This is a genomic window from Microcoleus sp. D3_18_C2 (genome assembly GCF_036702395.1).
Lineage (GTDB): Bacteria > Cyanobacteriota > Cyanobacteriia > Cyanobacteriales > Microcoleaceae > Microcoleus.
Genome location: NZ_JAUBTG010000005.1, coordinates 1 through 21,981, shown reverse-complemented (window position 1 = coordinate 21,981; position 21,981 = coordinate 1). Strand labels below are relative to the sequence as shown.

Here is a 21,981-nt window from a genome sequence, read left to right as displayed (position 1 = left end):
CGGTCGATTAGCAGAAATCAGGTAGGGGCGGGTTCACCAACAATATCTGCTAATAATTAACAATCTCAAAAACCCGCCCGACCGTGATATTATGGTCAATCGAACGGACATGATATCAAAAAATTATTCTGATGCCAAGGTCAACAATATAAGTTATGAGTTATGAGTTGTGAGTGAAAAATCAAACACGATATTACAAATTACCTTCAAATTTTACATAACAATCGGGGAAGATTCCGAGTTACTGCTGGCGTGACAAATGCGATTTTTGCCTTCGGTTTTGGCTTTAAAAAGGGCGCTGTCAGCGCTGCGAATTAGGGCATTGGGAGATTCCCGGGCAGAAGGAATCGCTGTCGCAATGCCGCAACTGAGGGTAACGTAGGGGCCGATCGACGATCGCGCGTGGGGTAGTTTCAAGCTGGCGATGCCGTCGCAAATTTTTTGGGCGACAGCGTTTGCCCCTTCGGCGCTAGTGTTGGGCAGCACTAGGGCAAATTCTTCGCCACCGTAGCGGGCAGTCAAATCCCCAGCCCGGTTGGTGGCGCTGGCGATCGCCCCGGCAACTTGGCGCAAACAATCGTCCCCGCCGAGGTGCCCATAAAACTCGTTGTAAAGTTTAAAAAAGTCGATGTCAAACATAATTAAAGACAGCGGCAGTTCCTCTCTGGCCAATCTGCGCCACTCTAAGCTCAAAACTCGATCGAACTGGCGACGATTGGCAATGCCAGTCAGTCCGTCAGTAGTTGCCAGTTGCTGCAATTTTTGATTGGCTATTGCTAGCTTGCGGTAAAGTTGAGATTGTTCGATCGCGATCGCCACTTGATTTGCCAAGTGCTGTAAAAAATCTATTTCCCACTGTTGCCATTCCCTGACACCGCTGCAATTGTATGCTGTCAGCATTCCCCACAAACTATTGCCATTTTCTGCGATCGAATCCGGCAAATTTTTACCCTGGGCCTGCGGTTTGCCACTCGCCTGGTGCCAGATATAATTTTCCGCTGCATCTTGATTGTTCTCGACTTCCCAAACACTGGCTTCTTGTGTTTCTTTTGCCGTTTCCCAGTCGCCTGATTGCCAAATTGGTACGCTGATAACTGCTGCAATTTCACAATCTGTCAACAATTCTTTGCAACTGCCAGCCAACGGGGCAGTGCTGACATCTGCTATTGCTTGTACCGATTGGGATTCGACTAAAACAAAGCATGACACCGCCAAAGCAGCACTAATATTTTGGTTTTCAATATAACCTTCTGGCAAACCGTCACCTGCGACGATCGCACCTTTTTGCTCTTCCCCGTCCAATTGAGACACCCAATCCTGACAGCGATAAATTAAAACGCGGTCTGTTTGGAGAAATTGGCGCACTTCTGCGACGGTACTTTGGAGAATGCTTGCCGGATCTATTGACGATCGAATATGTTCGATCATTTTGCCCAACAGCCGCTGTCGCAGAGCCTGCTGCCGCAATTGTTCTTCGATTTGCTGGCGTTCGATCGCGTAATGGATAGCCCGCACCAGCAGAGTTCGGTGAAATCTTCCCTTTACCAAACAATCTTGAGCGCCCCAGCGCAATACTGAGCGGGCAATATTTTCATCGTTGATATCTGTCAGCACCACAATTGGCAATGTCGGCCATCGCCCTTTCAAAACTGCGATCGCCTCGCTTCCCCTCAAGCTGTCTGACAGTGACAAATCTAATAGTACGGCGTCAAACTTGTCTACTTCCAGACGCCCAACTCCTATCTCCAGAGACTTAACAGTTTGGAGAAGAAATAGAGACTCGCTGAATGACCCTAGAAGGTCTTCGATCATTGTCGGATCTCCGAGGTCATCCTCAACCAACAAAATTTTCAGACATTGGTTACGTGTTAACACAACTATAGCGTTCGGAGCGAGTCGAAGGCAACTTTTTTGTTTTGATAGCGATACTTGCGATCGGCAAATATTTCCGCTTATCAAATTCACTATACACTCAAACTACGCATTTAGCGCTCCATTAAAGCTTACATATCCGGTGGGAGTGAAACGATCTCAAACCAATACTCACATAAAGTCTTCATTACTTCCAGCAATCCTTCAAAAGTTACTGGTTTGGATATGAAAGAATTGGCTCCCAAGCGGTAGCAAAGCAAGATATCTCCTCTGCGGTGGGAAGTTGTGAGTATTACAACCGGAATTTGTTGCAAATGAGGGTCAGCTCTGATCAAACTTAGTGTTTCTCGCCCGTCCAGCCTCGGCATATTCAGATCCAAAAGTATCAAGTCTGGCTGATGCCAATTGCTGCTACCAACATATTGACCACGACGGTACAAGTAGTCTAGAACTTGTTCTCCATTTTCCACAAATTCGCTCGTAATTTCAAATCGAACTTCTCCCAGTGCTTCCTTCACCAAAAAGCGCGTATCCTCGTCATCGTTGGCTATTAAAAGAGTAAATCTTTTCTTTTTATAATTCACGGCTTTGCCTCACTCCGAACGTTTTTTGTGAGGTCGCTGGACTTTGATCCGTGTCTGAGTACCTGCCAATAATCTCTTGCCATCATCCGGTAAATCTTGCAGAGAACACTGAAATTGTGTTGCAATAATTTACATTTTTTCTGCATTTGCAAAGGTTTGCGAATCATGATTGTTTCACTTGGCAGTCTGTCCGAAAACCTGCAAACTGCAAACACATCACAAATCTTTCTCCGCGAACTACTATGGAAACTACTGCATCCCAAAGCAAGATGCTCTGGATACAGTTGAAAAAAATTAACAAGTCTTGCGCGCACCGCTGATTTATAAGTTGTATAAGGATAGAGCTAATAGATTTATATTGATAGATTTATAGCTCGATGTCATCAGTGAATATGCTACACTTTATAAGCATTTTTGTAAAGAAAAGATAAAGATATTTAAAGCTTAAGTAAAGGACGGGTGACAATCAAGCAATTTGGTGACAAGCCCCCGGATTCATCCGTGGAGCGAGAAAAAAGCTCCGAATCCTCTTCACTTGCCCCCGGATTTATCAGTGGAGTCGCTTTCTTCAATTCTAAAATCTAAAATCTAAAACCTAAAATCTACAATCTACAATCTACAATCTACAACCTAAAATCTAAAATCTACAACCTAAAATCTACAACCTAAAATCTAAAATCTAAAATCTAAAATCTACAATCTAAAACCTAAAATCTAAAATCTAAAATCTAAAATCTAGAACCTAAAATCTAAAATCTAAAATCTAAAATCTAAAATCTAAAATCTAAAATCTACAATCTAAAATCTAAAATCTAAAATCTAAAATCTAAAATCTAAAATCTAAAATCTAAAATCTAAAATCTAAAATCTACAATCTACAATCTAAAATCTAAAATCTAAAATCTAAAATCTAAAATCTAAAATCTAAAATCTACAATCTACAATCTACAATCTACAATCTACAATCTACAATCTAAAATCTAAAATCTACAATCTACAATCTAAAATCTACAATCTACAATCTACAATCTACAATCTAAAACCTAAAATATACAATCTACAATCTAAAACCTAAAACCTAAAATCTACAATCTACAATCTACAATCTAAAACCTAAAATCTGCAATCTAAAACCTAAAACCTAAAATCTAAAATCTAAAATCTAAAATCTAAAATCGATTGACTTTACTTTGATATAGGAATAGAAAAATAAAAAGTCGAGCCTCGATTGGGTTCTGATTCTACCCACAGGCTGCCGCCATGCCGCTCGACAATTCTTTGACAAATCGCTAAACCGATACCAGTTCCCGAATACTGTTTTTGGGTGTGCAAGCGCTGAAAAATCTGAAAAATTCGCGGATGATACTGTGAGGCAATCCCAATACCATTATCCTGCACTGAAAACACCCAGCTATCCCCCTGATGCGAAGCGTCCACCTGCACCACCGGCGCCTCACTGCTGCGGTACTTAATGGCGTTACCAATTAAATTTTGAAACAGTTGCAGCAGTTGAAAAGAGTCAGCTTTTACCCTTGGCAAATTCCCCTTAGTAACTGAAGCTTGATTCTCGCGGATGGCCAAATGCAAATTAGCACAAGCATCCTCAAAAACCTGATTGCAATCTATGAGCTCAAAAGGTTTCTGACTGCGACCTACCCGCGAATACTCCAGCAAGTCATCAATCAGCGCCTGCATCCGATCGCAAGAATGAACAATATTGCGGATAAATTTATTCCCTTGGGCATCAAGTTGGTTGGGAAAGCGTTTTTCTAATAGTTGAGCGTAGCCAGCAATCGTGCTCAAAGGCGCTTGCAAATCATGAGAAGCCACATAAGCAAACTGTTCTAGTTCGGCATTAGAACGAGTTAATTCTTGAGCGTAGCGGGTTTGAGCGTCTAAACTCGCTTGCAGCATTTCTTGTACCAGCTTGCGTTCAGAAATATCCTCGATCGCACAAATCAAATACTGCAGCGTCCCCTTGACATCGCGCATTGCCGACACAGTAACATTTGCCCAGCGCACGGCCTCATCTTTGCATAGCAAACGCTTCTCCACAGAAAAAGTTTGAATCTTCCCAGATAACAGCGACCCCAGGTATTCTCTGTCCGCTTCTCTATCATCTGGGTGAGTAATTGCCTCCCAATTTTGCTGTAACAATTCAGATTGTGCATAGCGGACAATTTGACAAAAGCCGGGATTTACCCGCATAAATTTACCGCAAAGCGCTGTTTTAGCTATGCCGACCGCAGCTTGCTCGAATATCGCGCGGAAGCGTTCTTCGCTGTCTCGCAGGGCAATTTCTGCTCGTTTGCGATCCGTAATGTTACGAAATGTTACAGCCAGACCATCGTTTAATTTGACCGCCACAATGTGCAGCCAAACAATTGTATCTCCCTCCTGTTCGTAATAAAATTCTCGATCTACAGTTTCTCCTGTTTCTACTACAGAAACATACAAATCAAATAACCTGTTATTGCTAAATTGGGAAACTTTGGCTAAAAAATTCTTGCCAACTATCTCATTTAATAGCAAACCATAAAATTTTTCGGCAGCAGGGTTGATCAAGAGCCACTGGAAATCTACAATATTTCCCTCACTGTTGCGGACAGCAGAATAAGCCACCATACAGTCTAAGGAACTATTTAATATGCTAGCAAGCAGCGACTGCGACTGTTGCAGTTGATAATTTTGTTCTTTTAATTGCTGTTGCAGTTTTTGCAAGCGGACTTGCTTGTCGATGCGCGCTAAAACTTCTTCTACTTGAAATGGTTTCGTAATATAGTCGGCGCCTCCTACTCGAAAAGCTTGTAATTTATCGTTCATTTCATCTAATACGCTTAAAAAAATTACCGGAATTTGTTCAGTTTCAGGTGTCGCTTTCAGTCTCCGACAAACTTCATAACCGTTCATTTCCGGCATTCTAATGTCGAGCAAAATTAAATCCGGGCGATGGGCGATCGCCACATTCAACGCCAGTTGACCGGAAATAGCTCGGTAAACTTGATAGCCCTGGGATGTTAGCAGTTTGGATAAGAACCGCAGATTGCTTGGTTGGTCATCAACCACCAATACTTTAATTTCGCTATTATCCATTTATTTTAAACTCGATCGAGTTAAATCCATTATCTTGTCGAGTCGGTAATCGGCAAGCAAATCTTTTAAAGCCTCAGCTAAAGTTGGATGACTTTCCCAGATGCGATCGACAAGTTGAATCGCCAGCTCTTCATTAACATCATTAGCTGCGTCATGGAGTTCCTTCACCCAGCTTTGAGGCATTTGAGCCAGCAGCCCTCCGAAAAATGAATCGGGTTTTTCGTTCACACAATAACGCCGTAAAGCCCCGACAGGGAGTCGGGGCAACTCTTGATAAAGATAGCGCACTCCCAAGTAGCAAGCCATCTTATCAAAAAGGATTTGTTCTTGAAAAGGTTTCCGCACAAAATCGTCGCAACCTGCGGCGATAATTTCGCCTTTTTTTTCCTCAAAAGTGCTAGCAGTCAGAGCAATAATTACAGTTCGCCACTGAGTTTGTTTCTCTTTGGCTCTAATTTGTCGGACAGCTTCAAAACCGTCCATTACTGGCATTCGCGTATCCAGCCAAATTAAATGAGGCTGCCAACTTTCCCAAAGTTCAACCGCTTGGTAGCCATTTTCCGCTTCTCGGACTTCAAAACCAATTGGTTGCAACATTTTAACCAGCAGCAGCCGATTTTCTTGATTGTCGTCAACTGCTAAAATCCGATAAATCGGTTGATCTGCTTCTAGTCCGATCGCACGCTGGAATGTCGCCACTGTTATTTCCGACGAAATAGCGGCAAATACTCGGATATTAAATTTAAAACTGGTTCCCTCACCTAAAACACTTTTCACCCAAATATCCCCCCCCATTATTTGCACGTATTTTTTAGTAATTGTCAAACCCAATCCCGTACCATCAGCCGCTTTTCTCCCCGCTTGTGTTTGCACAAAAGCATCAAATAAAGTATCAATTTCTGCTGCTGCTATGCCAATTCCAGTGTCTTCAACTTCAAACAAAATTAACAATGGATCGACGAAGGTATAGTTAAGATGAGTTTCCGATTCTGCCGACTGTGGCTGGTTGCTTTCCACGCTCACGCGCAGCCAAATACGGCCCCCGTCGTGAGTGAATTTCATGGCATTTGCCAGCAGGTTAATTAAGCAAACGCGCAGCTTTTTTTCGTCAGTTTTTATATATTGGGGAACATTAGCCTCGACGGAAAATCTCAGTTGCATTTTTTTTGTTTCAGCTTTAATTTGAAACATTTCTTCGAGAGTGTCGAGGAGTTGATAAAGGTCAAAGCTGCGTTGATCTAAGCCAATTATCCCTGCTTCTATTTTCGACAAGTCTAAAACATCGTTAATTAGTTCCAGCAAATGTTGACCGCTGCGGTTAATAATTCGGAGATTTTCGAGATTTTCGTGGCCCAGCAAAGAGTCGCGGCTCATGACTTGGGTAAAACCCAGGATGGCGTTCAGGGGAGTCCGCAATTCGTGGCTCATGTTGGCAACGAATTGACTTTTTGCTAGCGATGCAGCGGCCGCTGCTTCTTCGGCTTTTTTGCGTTCTATTATTTCTTCTTGCAGTTCTTTATTGCGATCGAGCAATTGTTTTTTCAATCTCTGGATAGTCAGTTGGTGTTCGATTCGCGCTAAAACTTCTGCTACATGAAACGGTTTTGTGACATAATCAACCCCTCCCACTTGAAAGGCGGTTAGTTTGTCCAATACTTCATCTAAAGCGCTGATAAAAATCACAGGAATTTCGGATGTCTTCGGATCTTCCTTGAGCTGGGTGCAGACTTCGTAGCCGTCCATTTCCGGCATTTTGATGTCGAGCAAAATCAAATCGGGACAACCAGAGCGCGCGGCCCTGATTGCCATTTTGCCGTTAATTACGCCGCGGACTTTGTAGCCCCTATCGGACAGCGTTGCTGATAAAACTTGCAAATTTTCTGGAGTATCGTCAACAATTAATATGTTGCCTTTATTTTCTTCTATTTGATTTTTGATCATCGATCGCTATTTTTTGTTAATTTAAAATTTGTGGGAATTATCAATAGTGGTTAAATAGTCATTATAGCACTCCCTCCTCAATCAACTCCTTTTATATTTACAGAACTTATCCTAGTTAAGATTTGAGATTAGATATTGGAGATTAAAGAATTGGGAAGGACTGATGATTGGCAGGGTGTGGAGCTTGGCTACAAGTAAATTAGTCGATCGCCCGCAGGCGAGTTTACAAATAGGCGATCGACCTACACAATCAATAATCCTGAACCTGCCACTATTATCCCTTCTTCTTTCATCCTTCAACAATTTCTAAACTCCTCAATCAAATCGATAATCCGATCGCACCGGAAGTTATTCGCCAAATCGGCGATCGCGTTGCCGAAACTAGCATTAATAGGAGGAATCGACAACAACAGCCGAAAAATCTCCTCGTTATCAACCGCATCCGCCGCAGAATACAATTCATCAACCCATTCCGCAGGCATAGCTTCCAAAAATGAAGTATTCAGCGTAAAAGCCAAATCAGCCGTTTCACTTACCCTGGAAACCTCGCCGGACACCGCAGCATCAGAACTTAGCGAAGCTTCTCGATCGTAAACATAGCGGACTCCCAGATACTTAGCCATCTTTTCCAGAATCACTTGCTCCCGAAAAGGCTTCGCTACAAAATCATCGCAACCAGCAGACAAAATCAGCGATCGCTCCTCATCAAAAGCACTTGCAGTCAGAGCAATAATCACCGTTGCTTGACCTTTCAAATGCGCTTTAATCTGTTTAGTAGCTTCGTAACCGTCCATCACCGGCATCCGCATATCCATCCAAATCAAATGAGGTTCCCAACTCGACCACATTTCCACAGCTTGAACCCCATTTTCAGCTTCCTGCACCGCAAAGCCAAGGGATGTCAGCATTCTAACCAACAGCAAGCGGCTTTCCAGGCGATCGTCAACAGCTAAAATCCGGTATTCTGGCTGTCCGGGTTCCAGGCCCACCACTCGGCGAGCTGTTTGAGCCACCTGAATTTCCACTGCATTAGGGAGCGAAACTTTAACATCAAATCTAAAAATGCTGCCGCGACCGAGGGTGCTTGTTACCGTCATCTTCCCTCCCATTAACTTAACGAACTGCTGGCTGATTGGCAAGCCCAAACCGGTTCCTTCTTGAGCTTTTTTCCCGCTCTCTGTTTGCGCGAAAGGTTTAAACAAATTCTCCATTTCTTCCGCCGAAATTCCAGCACCAGTGTCTTCCACTTCAAATAGCAAACAGCAACTGTCAATTGGTTGAATCTCTCCCTCGTTTTTAGTTTTTAACAACTCATGTTTGATTCTCAAGTTGACACCACCTTCTGCCGTGAACTTAATAGCATTTCCGACTACATTTATCAAGACTTGTCGCAACTTGCTTTCGTCAGTTTCTATATATTGAGGGAGAGCTGGTGAACAATCAAAAATTAACTGCAACCCTTTTTTTTCGGCTTGCAGCTTCAGCATATTTTCAGTATTTTTTAGCATTTTGTGTAAGTCGAAGGTGCTATTATTAAGTGTCACCAGCCCGACTTCAATTTTTGACATTTGCAGAATATTGTTAATCAGAACAAGCAAATGTTCCCCGCTCTGGGTAATAATTCCTAAGTATTGCTGTTGGTCTGCATCGAGGTCTGGGTCGCGGGCAAGCAGTTGGCTGAAACCGAGAATTGCGTTGAGGGGAGTTCGCAATTCGTGGCTCATATTCGAGAGAAATTCGCTTTTTGCCCTGTTCGCTCTGTCGGCTTCTTCTTTGGCTTTTTGCAGGACTATTTCAGCTTGTTTGCGTTCGGTAATATCGCTAGCAGTGCCTGTTGTGCCGATGATGTTGCCTTCAGCGTCCATGCGCGCGATCGCCTTGGTATTTACATCAATCTTTCTACCGTCTTTTCCTAATACTATATTTTCGTACTGAAACACAGTTTTTCCCGTCAGCAAGCGCTGCTGAAGTTCCCATTTCCAGTCTATTTCTCCGGGAGCCAAGAAATCGCTAAAAGAACAGCCGAGCATTTCTTCAGGCTCGTAACCGTATATTTGTTTAACTGCTTGGTTGACAAAAGTAATGTGTCCTTGAGCATTGCAAGACCAGATAATATCTTGGGAAGTCTCAACTAAATGACGGTATTTTTCTTCGCTCTCTGCAAGGGCTATTTCTGCTAGCTTGCGTGGAGTAATGTCCATCAAAGTTGTGAATAGTTTTGTCACTTGCCCTTGTTGGTTGACAACTACTTCTCCTCTGGCTTCGATGTAGCGGATGAAGCCGGCTTCACTTATTTGTGACGGAGAATTATCCGCAACAATTTTCTGTTCCGGGCGCAGAATTCGATATTCCAAAGTGTAAGATTGCCCGCTAGCAATAGCAGTGTCGATCGTTGTTTGCCACTTTTGTCGATCGTCGGGATGCACGTATTGCAAAAACTCAGTTAGTGTTGGCGCAGGCTCGGTTGGAGCGATCCCAAAAATCCGAGATAATTCTTCCGACCAAGTAGTTGTGTTGGCCGATAAATCGCATTCCCAATTACCGACACGGGCGATTCTTTGCGCTGCTGCTAAAGAAGCCGCTATAGCTCGGAGTTTTTCTTCCGCTAATTTGCGATCGCTAATATCTTGAATCACAGAAATTACGCAGGTTTCCCCATGAATTTCAATGATTTCTGCTGACAGCAGCCCCGTTCTAACTTCCCCTGTTTTAGTGCGAAAATTAAATTCGTAATTCAGAATAATTTGTTTTTCATCTAACAGTTTAAACAACTCGGCGCGGGCTTGTATATTTTCCCAAAGATTCAACTCAAGCGCCGTGCGATCGATAATTTCTGCAGCAGAATAACCAATAGTCTGACAAAAAGCCTCATTAATTTCTAAATAACGACCGTCATTAAATCTGGTAATAGTAATCGGGTTGGGAGAAGAACGAAAAGCTTTAGCAAACTTTTCCTCAGACAAGCGCAGTTGTGCAGTCCGCTCCTCGACTAAAGTTTCCAGTTCTTGATTTAGCTTTTGGAGCTGAGCATTTTGTTGCGCTAATTGCTTCTCCCTAAAATAGCTGTTAATCGCTTCTTTTACCGTCAACTTCAAATCTTCCGACTGCCAAGGTTTCGATATGTATCGGTACAATTTAGCATATTTAATAGTATTCGCCACGGCTTCTAAGTCTGCTTGCCCCGTCAGCATAATTTTGATAGTCTTTGGCAAAATTCGGTGAATCTGCTTCAGCAATTCGTCCCCTTTGATATTCGGCATCAGATAGTCGGAAATTACTGCTACTATTTCGCAGCCCTCTGCCAGTAATTCCTCGATTAACTCTAAAGCATCTTCGCCACCTTCAGCGGTTTCTAATAAGTGTTCTTCCCCCAGGGTTTTTTTTAACTCAATTTTCAAACTTTCCAGAATTATCGGTTCGTCATCCACACAAATAATCACAGGTTTATTGTTCATATTTTTGTCAAACCAGATTTTATAGTTTCTACTAATTCTTGGCGCTCCCACGGCTTGTACAAACAACGGTGCAAGTTTGCTTGCTCTTTCACCCGTGATATTGCTACTTCGTCTGCTTGCCCGGTCAGCATAACTTTCACAATTTTAGGATATTTTTGGTGAACCATAATCAAAAAATCATCTCCTTTAATCCCTGGCATTAACCAGTCAGATACTATGACTAAAATATCACTTTCATCTTCTTTTTGAATTTCCTCCATAATTTCCAGAGCTTCATCTGCATTTTCTGCTACTTCATAGAGGTAAGCATCCCCAAATTCTTTTTTAAGTTGAATTTTCAAACTATTTAAGACCACAACTTCATCGTCAACGCACAAAATTACTGGTTTAGACATAAAACTTTACTTATATTAAAATTGTAAAATTGGGTAATTTCCCGGTTTTTTTTATTGCTATCAAGGGATTCCTATGGGCAAGGATATAGTAAATTTTGTTTGACCAGGCACGCTTTCTACTTGCAGTCCACCTTGATGTTTCTCCAGAATTTTTTGAACTATATCTAATCCCAACCCACTGCCTTCCCCTGGAGGTTTAGTTGTAAAAAACGGCTCAAAAATTCTCGGCATAATTTCTGGGGGAATGCCGGGGCCACTGTCGGTAATACTGACTGATATTGCATTCGCTTGGTGTTTGACATCAATTTTTAACACGCCTTTGTTACCCATCGCTTGTAAAGCATTGTGAACTAAATTTGTCCAAACTTGACTGAGTTCATCAGGATAGCATAGCACAGAGGGCAAATTAGTACCATAGTTTCTGACTACTTCCACACCGTGTTTGATTTGGTACTGGTAAAGCGTTAAAACAGTATCAATACCGTCGGTAATATTAGCGATTACTTTAGAACCCGACTGGTCGTAACGAGAGTAGCTTTTCAAAGCAAAAACGATTTTAGCTGCCCTATCCGTGGCAGTAGCAATATTTTTGGTACTTTTTAGTACCGTAGCAAATTGGTAGGCGATTTGTACAATGTTTCGACTTTGGCTGTCTTTCAACAAAGGTAAAAAAGGTTCTAAATTATTGCCGATACCGATATCTAATAAAGTACAGGCAAGACTAGCGGCGTCGTCAATGTTTTCTGATTCTAATTTACCCTGCAAAAGTTTTTTTAACTGACGTTTTTCTTTACTAGATAATGTATCTGTTTCTTGGCTGGACTTGTGTAGTAAAGCAAAGAAATCCTGTCGCCTTTCCGGGGATAGTTGTTGAAAAAATATCGGCAACTGCTGCAACTGTTCCGTCCAGAAGTCGGCGATGTTCTGCACAGAAGAGCGAATCGCCCCTAAAGGAGAATTGATTTCATGAGCAACTCCGGCAATTAACTGTCCGAGGGCTGCCATTTTTTCTGATTGAATAAGTTCTTTTTGAGTCCGCTTCAGTTCTTCTAAGGTATGAGATAACTCTGCATTTTTTTGGCACAGCGCTGACTCTGCTATTTTGCGGGCGTTAATGTTGCGGGCAACCCAAATAACTGCATCTTTTGAGAACAGAGAAATGCAGGCAGAAAACCAAATTGCGCGATCGCAAAATGTTAAGCTGTAGTCAAAATTGATAGGTTGTTGTGTTTCTAAGACTTGCTGGACTAAGACCCACCAATCATCCGGGTTGTCATCGTCAAGAAAATGTTCTATAGTCAAGCTGACTATATCGAAATCAGACTCAGAAATCGCTGCCACATTCGTTGGCAAAATTTCAATGTTCCGCTGACTATCTAGCACGAGAACGATGTCTGTCATCGCTTCAAAAACGGCGCGTACTTTCCTTTCAGAAAAGTGCAATTTTTCTTCGAGCAATTTTCTACCGCTAATTTGTTGCTGCAATTCTTCGTTACTGGCTGCTAGTTGAACTGTGCGATCTAGAACCCGCTGTTCGAGTTCGGTGTTGAGGCGGCGAACTTCAGATTCAGCGGTGGTGCGGTCTTGTATTTCCTTTTTTAACTGACTGTTGGCATTAATTAATTCTAAAGTTCGCTGTTTGATTTGTTCTTCCAAATTATCATTTAAGAGTCGCAATTTTTCCTCGACTTCAGTTCTCCGCAACGCTTCTTTTTGCAATTCTTCGTTCATTTTGTTCAACTCCTGAATTTTGTCGGCGACTGTTTCCTGCAAAAGCTCGACATTTGCGTGCATTTCTACCGGATCTAAGGCCTGCAGCAGGCTAATTTCAGTCACAATTCCGGCTAAATATCCTTCCTCGTCCACCACCACCAAGCGCCGGATGCCGTGCTGCTGCATTAACTGGTGAGCCTGCCACAAGGTGGCTTTTACCTGCAACGGTATCAGCGGAAAACTCATCGCGGCGGTGACGGGAGTACGTGCGAAATCTAGCCCCGAAGCTTGGAATTTAACAATATCGCGTTCTGTAATTATGCCCACAGGTTTCTGATTTTTGTTGTCGCTGTCAGTGCAAATGACTATGCAGCTTTTTCGCTGGGTTCTCATCTGTTTTACGACTTCTAAAACTGAAGCGCTGCTTGAGGTAACTATTACTTGTGTGGTCATAATTTCTTCGGCGCGCCACATTTTTAGCAAGTCGGCCGGTTTGAGGATTTGACGGATGCTTTCGCAGGTGATAGCGCCTAGTAACTTGCCACCTTCGTCTAGGAGGGGTAAATGACGGATTCTTTTCGATCGCAATATGCTCAATACTTTGAAGATATTTCCCCCTTGATCGAGGTTCAGGGCGATCGGGTTTTCAGTCATCACCTCAGAAATTGCCACCCCTGCTAGCGGTATTTCGCTAGCAGTTATTTTCACAACATCACGTTCTGTAAAAATTCCGAGCAATTTCTGCTCAAACGCGATTAAAATACAACTGGCACTCGCCTGAGTCATGGCAGCAATTGCGACTTTCAAGGGTGTGTCTGGAGGCAGCACCGGCGGTTTGGGGTCGATCGCCTGTTCTAGCAAGCTTTGAGTATCAGAAACTGTTGGTGACATGGGCAAATCAAGGGGGATAGATGCAGGGGAAACCGCCACTTAATACCATTTTAGATTTCAGATTTTACAGTCGCGGTATCCTCACAGCAATAGAGAATTGACATCGGTCTAAAGTTGCATTTTAGTCCCGCATTGGTATGATTTTTAGTGCGATCGCGCTAAACGGCGATATGAATTGGCACGATACACGTCCTTTGGCCGATAACTGATGTTACTTCTATTTTAGCCAAATGTTTTTCCACACTTTTTTTAACAATCTCCAGTCCCAACCCGCTGCCTTCGTCGGCGGGTTTTGTGGTAAACAACGGGTCACATATTCGTGGCAAAATTACCAAGTAATTCAGTTGCCACTGACGAGCGCCGGCTCTGATTTTCTTCTCTCACCTCTAATTTTAAAATTAGGCAATTATCTATCGCTTGTAAACCATTGTGCATCAGATTTATCGAAAATTGTTTTAGTTCGTCTGGATTACACAACTATTTAGGCAGTGTAGCTTAAGATTCTCTGACAATTTCTACTCGGTGTTGTAGTCTTTTAATCAAAAATTAATGAATTTTTAAGGGGTTATTAATAGTAGCAATTACTTTTCTACCATACAGTTATATCGAGAATATTTTTGAAATTAAAAATTACTTTTGTGGCTCTCTGTGTACCAGATGATCTTCTTGGCAAGCTGTGAATAAATGGCAGAGACTATCTGACTGACTCAGCAAGTTAAGCTAATCCGCATTTAAATTGCATAGTAAAATAAATTTTTCCTCTTGTGGGGAGTAGGGGTTGGGCATCCTGCCCGCCCTCAACATACAAATTAAATGCACAACAGCTTAAGCACCCTTTGATGAAATATGTAATTGCAGTGCAAATTTATGGATTCCTTATGTTGAGCAAGCCGGATGCTCGATTCAGAAATTTCGTGTTTTATTTTTGTAAGTTCTTGTCCTGAAAAATAGGAATATTGCGAGTTTTTCCTCATAGCAGACAACTTCAAAATCAGCGTTTTTGACAAAAAATTAATAGCTTTCTCGGAACATTGGCAGAGTTTCCCTGACATGAAACTTGTCGTGAGCGATACAAGCTGCTACTTATAATATCCTGCCTCAGAGGCTGTTGGCATTGAACATCGATAACTGTAGCTATGTGTTGCAGGAACTAGCAGCCCAGAAAATCAGGGTGTCCGCAATTGTAAATAATAACCCTGCCTTTGCGCGCAAGCATTCAAGGCAGGGTTATTATTGAGTATTCCGAATTCTCAAGGGTGAAGCGAGGGCGCTGCTGCCGACTTCGGCTGCCCAGCAGTGCACTACTCGCCCAATCGAGTTATTTTAGCGCTGCGTTGGGCCAACATCAGCACTACATAAATAGTCATTACATAGCCGGCGGCCAGAATGGGAATAATTAGAGGAATATCGCGATAAATCATAATTAGAACCAAAAGTCAAGGACGAGGAGGAGCAGGACAAGTTCAAGACCTACTACATTAAGTCAGCACGCAAGACCATGCCTTGGTTCTGAAGGCTGTTTTTCCATATCAAGCCTGCGGGAACATTTAGGCGTTCCCGGTCATCAACAATGATTTACTGCTTTACAGATGCTTAAACAGCCTAAAACCATCCACTTTAGCTGCTTTGAGCTACCGTGCACATAAGATGCGCTACTCTTAACTTCTGAAAACTTTTAGCCGCGAGGAACTAAAAATCTGTACCAGAAATTTTGGCTGCGATCGACTAACAAGGCTGGCTCTACGAAACTTTTACAGGCACCTAATAGCTACCTGCCCGTCTGGCTGTACTTAATGTATAGAATTGTTTAAATCCTTAATACCCATAATAACACAGGGTTTCTGGGATTTAGAGAATTTTTGGCAAGGTCCTTAACAATTCGATACAATAGGGGCAACCCCTCTGGCAGCCGGCTACTCGCCTCTGGCAGACGGGTGACTCCCATCGGGTGGTAGATGACAAATAACTGCAGATATCCTAGATTTTTCTTTTCTATTGCAGAGAATTACCTTAAAATAAAGATATGATATGTAAAATTTTGTTACTTTACGGCTTGAGTCGGCGTATCCATGATCTCTAGCACTCTCCTATTTTCCTCGGTTGAAGAAGACCTGCGACTGTTGACAGAAAACTTAAAACAGTTAGTGGGTGCCCGTCATCCCATCTTGTACGCGGCTGCAGAATACTTATTCGGCACAAAGGGAAAACGAGTGAGACCCGCGATCGTTCTGTTGATGGCCAAGGCGACTATGCCCGATCGGGAAATCACAGAAAAACACCGCCGCCTCGCTGAAATCACGGAAATGATCCACACAGCTAGTCTCGTGCACGACGACGTGGTGGACGAGTCGGATCTGCGGCGAGGAGTGCCGACGGTTCACAGTCGGTTTAACAACCGAGTGGCAGTATTGGCGGGAGACTTTCTGTTTGCTCAATCTTCCTGGCATTTGGCAAATCTCGACAACCTGCCAGTAGTCAAACTGCTTTCAGAAGTGATTATGGATTTAGCTGAGGGGGAAATTCAACAGGGACTCAATGGATTTGACACCAGCTTGTCGATCGAAGCGTACCTCGAAAAAAGTTATTACAAAACAGCGTCTTTAATTGCCAACAGTTCCAAAGCAGCGGGCTGTTTGAGCGAGGTTTCAGCGTCCATAGCAGACGATTTGTACAACTACGGTCGCAACATTGGTTTGGCATTCCAAATAGTAGATGATATATTAGATTTCACCGCTTCAACGGAAACTTTGGGGAAACCTGCAGGCTCGGATCTCAGAAGCGGTAATCTGACAGCACCCGCACTATTTGCCCTAGAAGAAAAACCTTACTTGGAAGTTCTCATAGAACGCGAATTTGCCCAAGAAGGAGATATAGAGCAGGCCCTGGCACTGGTAGAAGATTCTAGAGGCATAGAGCGATCGCGAGAACTAGCCACAAACCACGCACAGAAAGCAGTCGAATACTTAGCTGCGCTGCCCCATTCAGAGTCCCGTCAAGCTTTGATTGATTTGGCTGAGTACGTTTTGAGTAGACTTTATTAGAGGTGAAAAAGTTACACTTTATTGGTAATGGGGAATTGGTAATGGGGAATTCCCCATGCCTAATGCCCTGTTACCAATCAATAGAAAATAGATTTGTTTAGGCAAGATCCGGCGGTGGAGCCGATCGATACTGTTGCAAGTAAACGTTAATTAAACTCTGTACTTGCTCGCGAGGGATTTCCGTCCCGACTTCCTGATTTCCGGGACTTTCAAAAAAAACAATGCTGTCAAGACCTTCGAGAGCTATCATCTGAAATAAAATGTGAGTGACAGGCAAAAGCACCGGTCTGAGGCGATCGCCCCCAGCAGCAGCAGCCTGCGACGCATCTTTAATACTGCTCCAAGCATAAATCACCCTCTTCTCCCGTCCCGGTTGCTTGAGATTGCTCAAAACCACGATCGCCCAACTTTGGTCTACCGCTTGCAGGATCGAGTATTCAAGGTGCTGTAGCTGTTGGGCAATTAACACCAGGGCCGGGGCGATCGCCTTTAAGATTTGTGGCGTCGAACCGTCGGGCGGAGCTTTTTCGATCAATGCTTGAATCTGTTGGTCTAAATCCATCAGTCAGTTCTTTGATATCTAAAATTAAAAATTTCAGGTTAGCAGGTTCGCATCCAAGTATATATTACCCCTTGGAGTTTAGCTAGTCAGACGGGAATCCCCACACGCTTGTCGCTTCGATTAGTGTGGGATGACTCCTCGCGTGAATCGAGGATTCCACATTTTCATGGTAATTAGCTCAGCAACAAAACATTTAATCGATCGACTTCTTTTGGAGAAGATTTCTTTGGCTGGTATAGCTAGAAGCACGGGTGTTTCTCAAAAATGGTTACAGGATTACGTAAATAATAAATATGCCTCACTCGAACGCAGAGTAAAGGTTAAACCTAAAAAAAGTCAGATTGAATGTTGAATGTGATGAACTGTGGCCATTTGTAGATTGCCAAGAAAATAAGCAATGGGTGTGGCGCCGCAATGGATAGAGAGACCAGAGAAATTATTGGTGTTTATATTGGTGATCGTAGCGAAGAAGGATCCAAACAATTATGGAATTCTCTACCTTCTGTATATCGACAATGTGCTGTTTGCTATACAGATTTTTGGGCTGCATATGCTTGTATTTTTCCTTCGCTACGCCATCAGCCAGTTGGGAAAGACAGTGGAAAAACTAATCACATTGAAAGATTTAATACTACTTTGCGCCAACGTGTTTCTCGTCTAGTAAGAAAAACTCTTTCATTTTCTAAAAAGTTAGAAAACCATATTGGTGCTATTTGGTATTTTATCCATCATTACAACTATGTTTTGAGCCAATAAATATCTAATCACTACATATTTATTACTACCCCGCAGCTAAACAGTTGCCATCAATGATTCTGATTTGATAATTAGCTAGTAACTTTGGTGGACTATCTCCCAGAAATTGCATCACATCAGTCATAGAGGCAGCAGTTTCTCCTAAATACTGCAAGATGGGGTGAGCCAATAGCTTGTATGCTAGTCCTACAAGGTTTCAACCATTATACCGATACCCGCAAATCGAAGAGAACGGCAACAGTCGCCGATCTAAGTTTATTCGTAAGGTTGCCAAGCTTGTCGCCAGCGACCGTTGCCGTTCAAGATTCACCAAGAATGCCTGAATAAAGAACACCTTGACAGGGCTACCCCGCTTTAGCCTATTGGTTGCCACCCGGTAAACTAGGGGATATGCTTTCACTCCTGCACTTGGAGGGAAGGACTTACCGCATGGCGGTTCACCTTCAAATGTAACCAGTTGTCACCAGTCTCATCAACTGGGCTAACCGTCTCGCAAGCTTTTTAACTTACTTTAGGTTAAACGAATCGCACACTCCGATCGGTACCGGGTTGTTGACTGCTTACTTGAGGCATGACCGGACTTCAAATGAAGTTTTTTACGTGGGAGTAGCGGGTGTGAATCCGGTAGGGAAGTGGGCTTCCCATACTAAACAACCTTATCAGGTCGCACTCGGCTAAACGAATCGCACCCGAAACAATATAATTACACAATCGCAGCCGCTTTCATCGCGAAAATGCGATCGATCGCATCTTCAACAACCTTATCAGGCGTAGAAGCACCCGAAGTCACGCCCACTACAATTTTACCATCCGGTAGCCAACCTTCAGTTACGACCAAATCTCCCCCCAAAGGCTTGTGTTCGATCCGATTTCCCGGTAAAATGCGCTCCGCACAATCAATGTGAAAAGAAGGAACAGTTTTGTCGATCGCAATTTCCTGTAAATGCGTAGTATTAGAAGAATTAAAACCCCCAATCACCAGCATCAAATCCAACTTTTCCTCAACCAAACTCAACATAGCATCTTGCCGTTCCTGAGTCGCATCGCAGATAGTATTAAAACTCAGAAAATGCTCGCTCAAATTCTCCGGTCCGAACTTCCGCATCATTGTTTTTTCAAACAACTTGCCAATATTCTCTGTCTCAGTTTTGAGCATAGTAGTTTGGTTAGCAATTCCTACCCTTTCTAAATCCAGATCCGGGTCAAAACCAGCAGAATAAGCCTTACTAAACTTAGTAAGAAACTCAGCGCGATCGCCCCCATGCAAGATATAATTGCTGACATATTCAGCTTCTTGCCAATTCAACACAATCAAATACTTATCAGCAAAAGAACTCGTAGCAACAGTTTCCTCATGCTTGTACTGACCGTGAATAATCGAAGTGTAATCCTTTTTTTTGTGCTTTTCAACAGTATTCCAAACCTTAGAAACCCAAGGACAAGTAGTATCAACAATCTTGCAGCCCTTATCATTAAGCAACTGCATTTCTTGGACGCTGGCCCCAAAAGCAGGTAAAATTACCACATCGCCGATATCGACAACCGAAAAATCTTTCTGCCCCTTTTCCACAGCAATAAAACCAACTTCCATATCGCGCAAATGCTGATTGACAGACGGATTATGAATAATCTCATTAGTAATCCAAATCCGTTCGGTTGGGAAATGCTGGCGAGTCTCGTAAGCAATAGCTACAGCGCGTTCCACCCCCCAGCAAAAGCCAAAAGCCTCAGCTAGCCGGATCGTGACAGCCCCACGTTCCAGTCTGTAATTATTGTCGCGAATTTGCTGGATCAGACTGCTTTGATAAGCCGTCTGCATTACCCCAGCTACCTCAGCTTCGTGTCCGAAACCCTTGCGGTGGTAGTTTTCCGACTGTTGGAGCGATCGTTTAAAAGCTTTAGTATCCATGCGGTATCGAGTTGAAATCTAGGTTAATTACCTTTGATTTTAGAATGCCTGGGGTGCGATCGGACTTATTGGCTCAGTAGCAAACAGGGCATATGCTATTTATACGATCGACACATTGAATTGAGAGCCAAGAAAGAATGAACGCGCCTTCGCGGCTCGTTAAAAAAAACTTAAAAAAAAGCGTAGAGACCCAGATACCTGCATCTCTACACGATCGAACTTATTCAAATAATCAGCTTCAAATCTTCTTCGGCGCAAAAGGAGAACTCGATTCAAACGAACTGAAACCGCCGCCAAAATCCTCACCGTAAGCTTCTTCCCCGTGCAAGTCAATATCCAAACCTTTGTCTTCAGCAGATGACGGCACTCGCAGTTCCATAAACTGTTCCAAAATTTTCAGGATCGCAAAAGTGCCGACACCCGCAAACACGTAAGTAGCTAGAACGCCTATCAACTGGGTGCCGATTTGCCCCGGATTCCCGGCAAACAGCCCGTCATTTCCGGCAAAGTTAACCGCTTTAGTGGCAAATACGCCCGTCAGAATAACGCCCACAGTTCCGCCGACGCCGTGAAGCGGGTAGGTATCCAAAGAGTCATCAAATCCAAGCTTAGCGCGCCAGCTAATGGCAAAGAAGCAACAAACCGAAGTGATCGATCCGATCAAAAGCGCTCCTACTGGCAGCACGAATCCAGCGGCAGGTGTGATGCCGACCAATCCCGCGAGGAAACCGCTAGCAATTCCCACTGCTGTCGGTTTGCCTCTGAGCACCCATTCGACAATTGTCCAAGTTAAACCGCCGACTGCTGCAGAAATCATGGTGGTGACAAAAGCCACTGTTGCTAAAGAACCAGCTCCCAAAGCGCTACCGCCGTTGAAGCCAAACCAGCCAAACCACAGCATCCCAATTCCCAACAAGACGTAGGGTACGTTGTGGGGGGTGTGGGGTTTCTTCAAGTGGTCTTTGCGGGGCCCGATTACCCAAGCTGCGACAACTGCAGAAACACCGCAACTGATGTGCACGACTGTGCCGCCGGCAAAGTCTAAAACTCCGATCGCCTCCAGCCAGCCTCTACCCCAAACCCAGTGAGCTAAAGGAGAGTAGATAAAGGTAGACCACAGCAGCACGAACCAGAAATAGGTTTTAAATGTTACCCGTTCGACGATCGCCCCGGAAATCAAGGCTGGAGTTATGATGGCGAACATCATCTGGTACACCATGAAGACTTGGTGGGGTATTCTCGGTGCATAGCCGATCGGATCTGGTGTGTCCGCCGTGACGTTGTTCAAGAACATCCAGTCGAAGCCGCCGATGAAGCTTTCGATCCCTTGCCCAAACCCTTTAGCATCGAGGTTGCTGGCGGTGACATCAAAGGCCAAACTGTAGCCCCACAGCGTCCATGTGACGCCGATCAGTCCCATCATGATTAAGCTCATCATCATGGTGTTGAGGACGTTGCGCGATCGCACCAGTCCCCCGTAGAAAAACGCCAGCCCTGGTGTCATCAGCAATACCAGTGCTGAGGAAACCAACATCCAGGCCGTATCGCCGGTGTCGATCGGATTTGGCACCACCGCAGCAGTACCAGCAGCATCTTGAGCTAAGGCATTGTCCGTTAGCGGCACGCTTAACAGCAACAGCGCGATGATGCCGATCGTTAAACTTTTTTTGATCACGTTAGTTGTTGTACCTTCTCATAGCTGGTAAAAGTATAGTCATTTATAGACATGGGAGGCTTCAAGTCCCTCCCCTTTCACTTTTACTTTGAGC

General features: G+C 43.6%; 13 protein-coding genes and 1 pseudogene. 2 read left to right on the top strand and 12 right to left on the bottom strand.

Annotated features, from left to right (window positions below):
* Nucleotides 1–213: 213 nt before the first annotated feature.
* From QUA88_RS05110 to QUA88_RS29460, 8 genes are all read right to left on the bottom strand, one after another.
* Nucleotides 214–1,875 carry a diguanylate cyclase domain-containing protein gene (locus QUA88_RS05110; protein ID WP_333270579.1) on the bottom strand — a complete coding sequence of 554 codons (1,662 nt, stop codon included), beginning with the start codon at nucleotides 1,873–1,875 and terminating at the stop codon, nucleotides 214–216.
* Nucleotides 1,876–2,003: 128 nt separating this feature from the next.
* A complete protein-coding gene (locus tag QUA88_RS05105; RefSeq protein WP_333056994.1) occupies nucleotides 2,004–2,456 on the bottom strand; it encodes a response regulator in 453 nt (150 codons plus the stop codon).
* A 1,185-nt stretch (nucleotides 2,457–3,641) separates the two neighbouring features.
* Nucleotides 3,642–5,549 (bottom strand): PAS domain S-box protein, encoded by a 1,908-nt coding sequence (locus tag QUA88_RS05100; RefSeq protein ID WP_333270576.1) that lies wholly within the window; start codon nucleotides 5,547–5,549, stop codon nucleotides 3,642–3,644.
* Nucleotides 5,550–7,490 (bottom strand): response regulator, encoded by a 1,941-nt coding sequence (locus QUA88_RS05095; RefSeq protein WP_333056992.1) that lies wholly within the window; start codon nucleotides 7,488–7,490, stop codon nucleotides 5,550–5,552.
* Nucleotides 7,491–7,786: 296 nt separating this feature from the next.
* Nucleotides 7,787–10,945, bottom strand: a complete 3,159-nt coding sequence (locus QUA88_RS05090) for a PAS domain S-box protein (RefSeq protein WP_333180434.1) — start codon at nucleotides 10,943–10,945, stop codon at nucleotides 7,787–7,789.
* The gene (locus QUA88_RS05085) at nucleotides 10,942–11,340 is read right to left on the bottom strand and encodes a response regulator (protein WP_333056990.1); all 399 of its coding nucleotides are present in this window, start codon (nucleotides 11,338–11,340) and stop codon (nucleotides 10,942–10,944) included. The genes QUA88_RS05090 and QUA88_RS05085 overlap by 4 nt, the downstream gene beginning before the upstream one ends.
* Nucleotides 11,341–11,400: 60 nt before the next feature.
* Nucleotides 11,401–13,944: a CBS domain-containing protein gene (locus QUA88_RS05080; protein WP_333180435.1), complete on the bottom strand. Its 2,544-nt coding sequence runs from the start codon at nucleotides 13,942–13,944 to the stop codon at nucleotides 11,401–11,403.
* A gap of 158 nt (nucleotides 13,945–14,102) precedes the next feature.
* Nucleotides 14,103–14,270, bottom strand: coding sequence for an ATP-binding protein (locus QUA88_RS29460; RefSeq protein ID WP_333211996.1), 168 nt, complete (start codon nucleotides 14,268–14,270; stop codon nucleotides 14,103–14,105).
* A gap of 1,743 nt (nucleotides 14,271–16,013) precedes the next feature.
* Between QUA88_RS29460 and sds the strand changes: the two genes are divergently transcribed.
* Entirely contained in the window at nucleotides 16,014–16,985 is a 972-nt protein-coding gene (gene sds / locus QUA88_RS05075; RefSeq protein ID WP_333261200.1) for a solanesyl diphosphate synthase, read from the top strand.
* A gap of 97 nt (nucleotides 16,986–17,082) precedes the next feature.
* Here the strand turns inward: sds and QUA88_RS05070 are convergent, their stop codons facing one another.
* A complete protein-coding gene (locus QUA88_RS05070) occupies nucleotides 17,083–17,547 on the bottom strand; it encodes a hypothetical protein (protein ID WP_333056987.1) in 465 nt (154 codons plus the stop codon).
* A gap of 172 nt (nucleotides 17,548–17,719) precedes the next feature.
* On the opposite strand from QUA88_RS05070, the pseudogene QUA88_RS05065 reads away from it, so the two are divergent.
* Nucleotides 17,720–18,303, top strand: a pseudogene (locus QUA88_RS05065) (IS1 family transposase); the annotation flags it as partial.
* A gap of 25 nt (nucleotides 18,304–18,328) precedes the next feature.
* On the opposite strand, the gene QUA88_RS05060 reads toward QUA88_RS05065, so the two are convergent.
* The 3 genes from QUA88_RS05060 to QUA88_RS05050 form a co-directional block, all read right to left on the bottom strand.
* Nucleotides 18,329–18,472: a hypothetical protein gene (locus QUA88_RS05060; RefSeq protein WP_333056986.1), complete on the bottom strand. Its 144-nt coding sequence runs from the start codon at nucleotides 18,470–18,472 to the stop codon at nucleotides 18,329–18,331.
* Between the two features lie 534 nt (nucleotides 18,473–19,006).
* The gene (locus QUA88_RS05055) at nucleotides 19,007–20,212 is read right to left on the bottom strand and encodes a 4-hydroxy-3-methylbut-2-enyl diphosphate reductase (protein WP_333211992.1); all 1,206 of its coding nucleotides are present in this window, start codon (nucleotides 20,210–20,212) and stop codon (nucleotides 19,007–19,009) included.
* Nucleotides 20,213–20,450: 238 nt separating this feature from the next.
* A complete protein-coding gene (locus QUA88_RS05050) occupies nucleotides 20,451–21,887 on the bottom strand; it encodes an ammonium transporter (protein WP_333270571.1) in 1,437 nt (478 codons plus the stop codon).
* Nucleotides 21,888–21,981 lie beyond the last annotated feature (94 nt).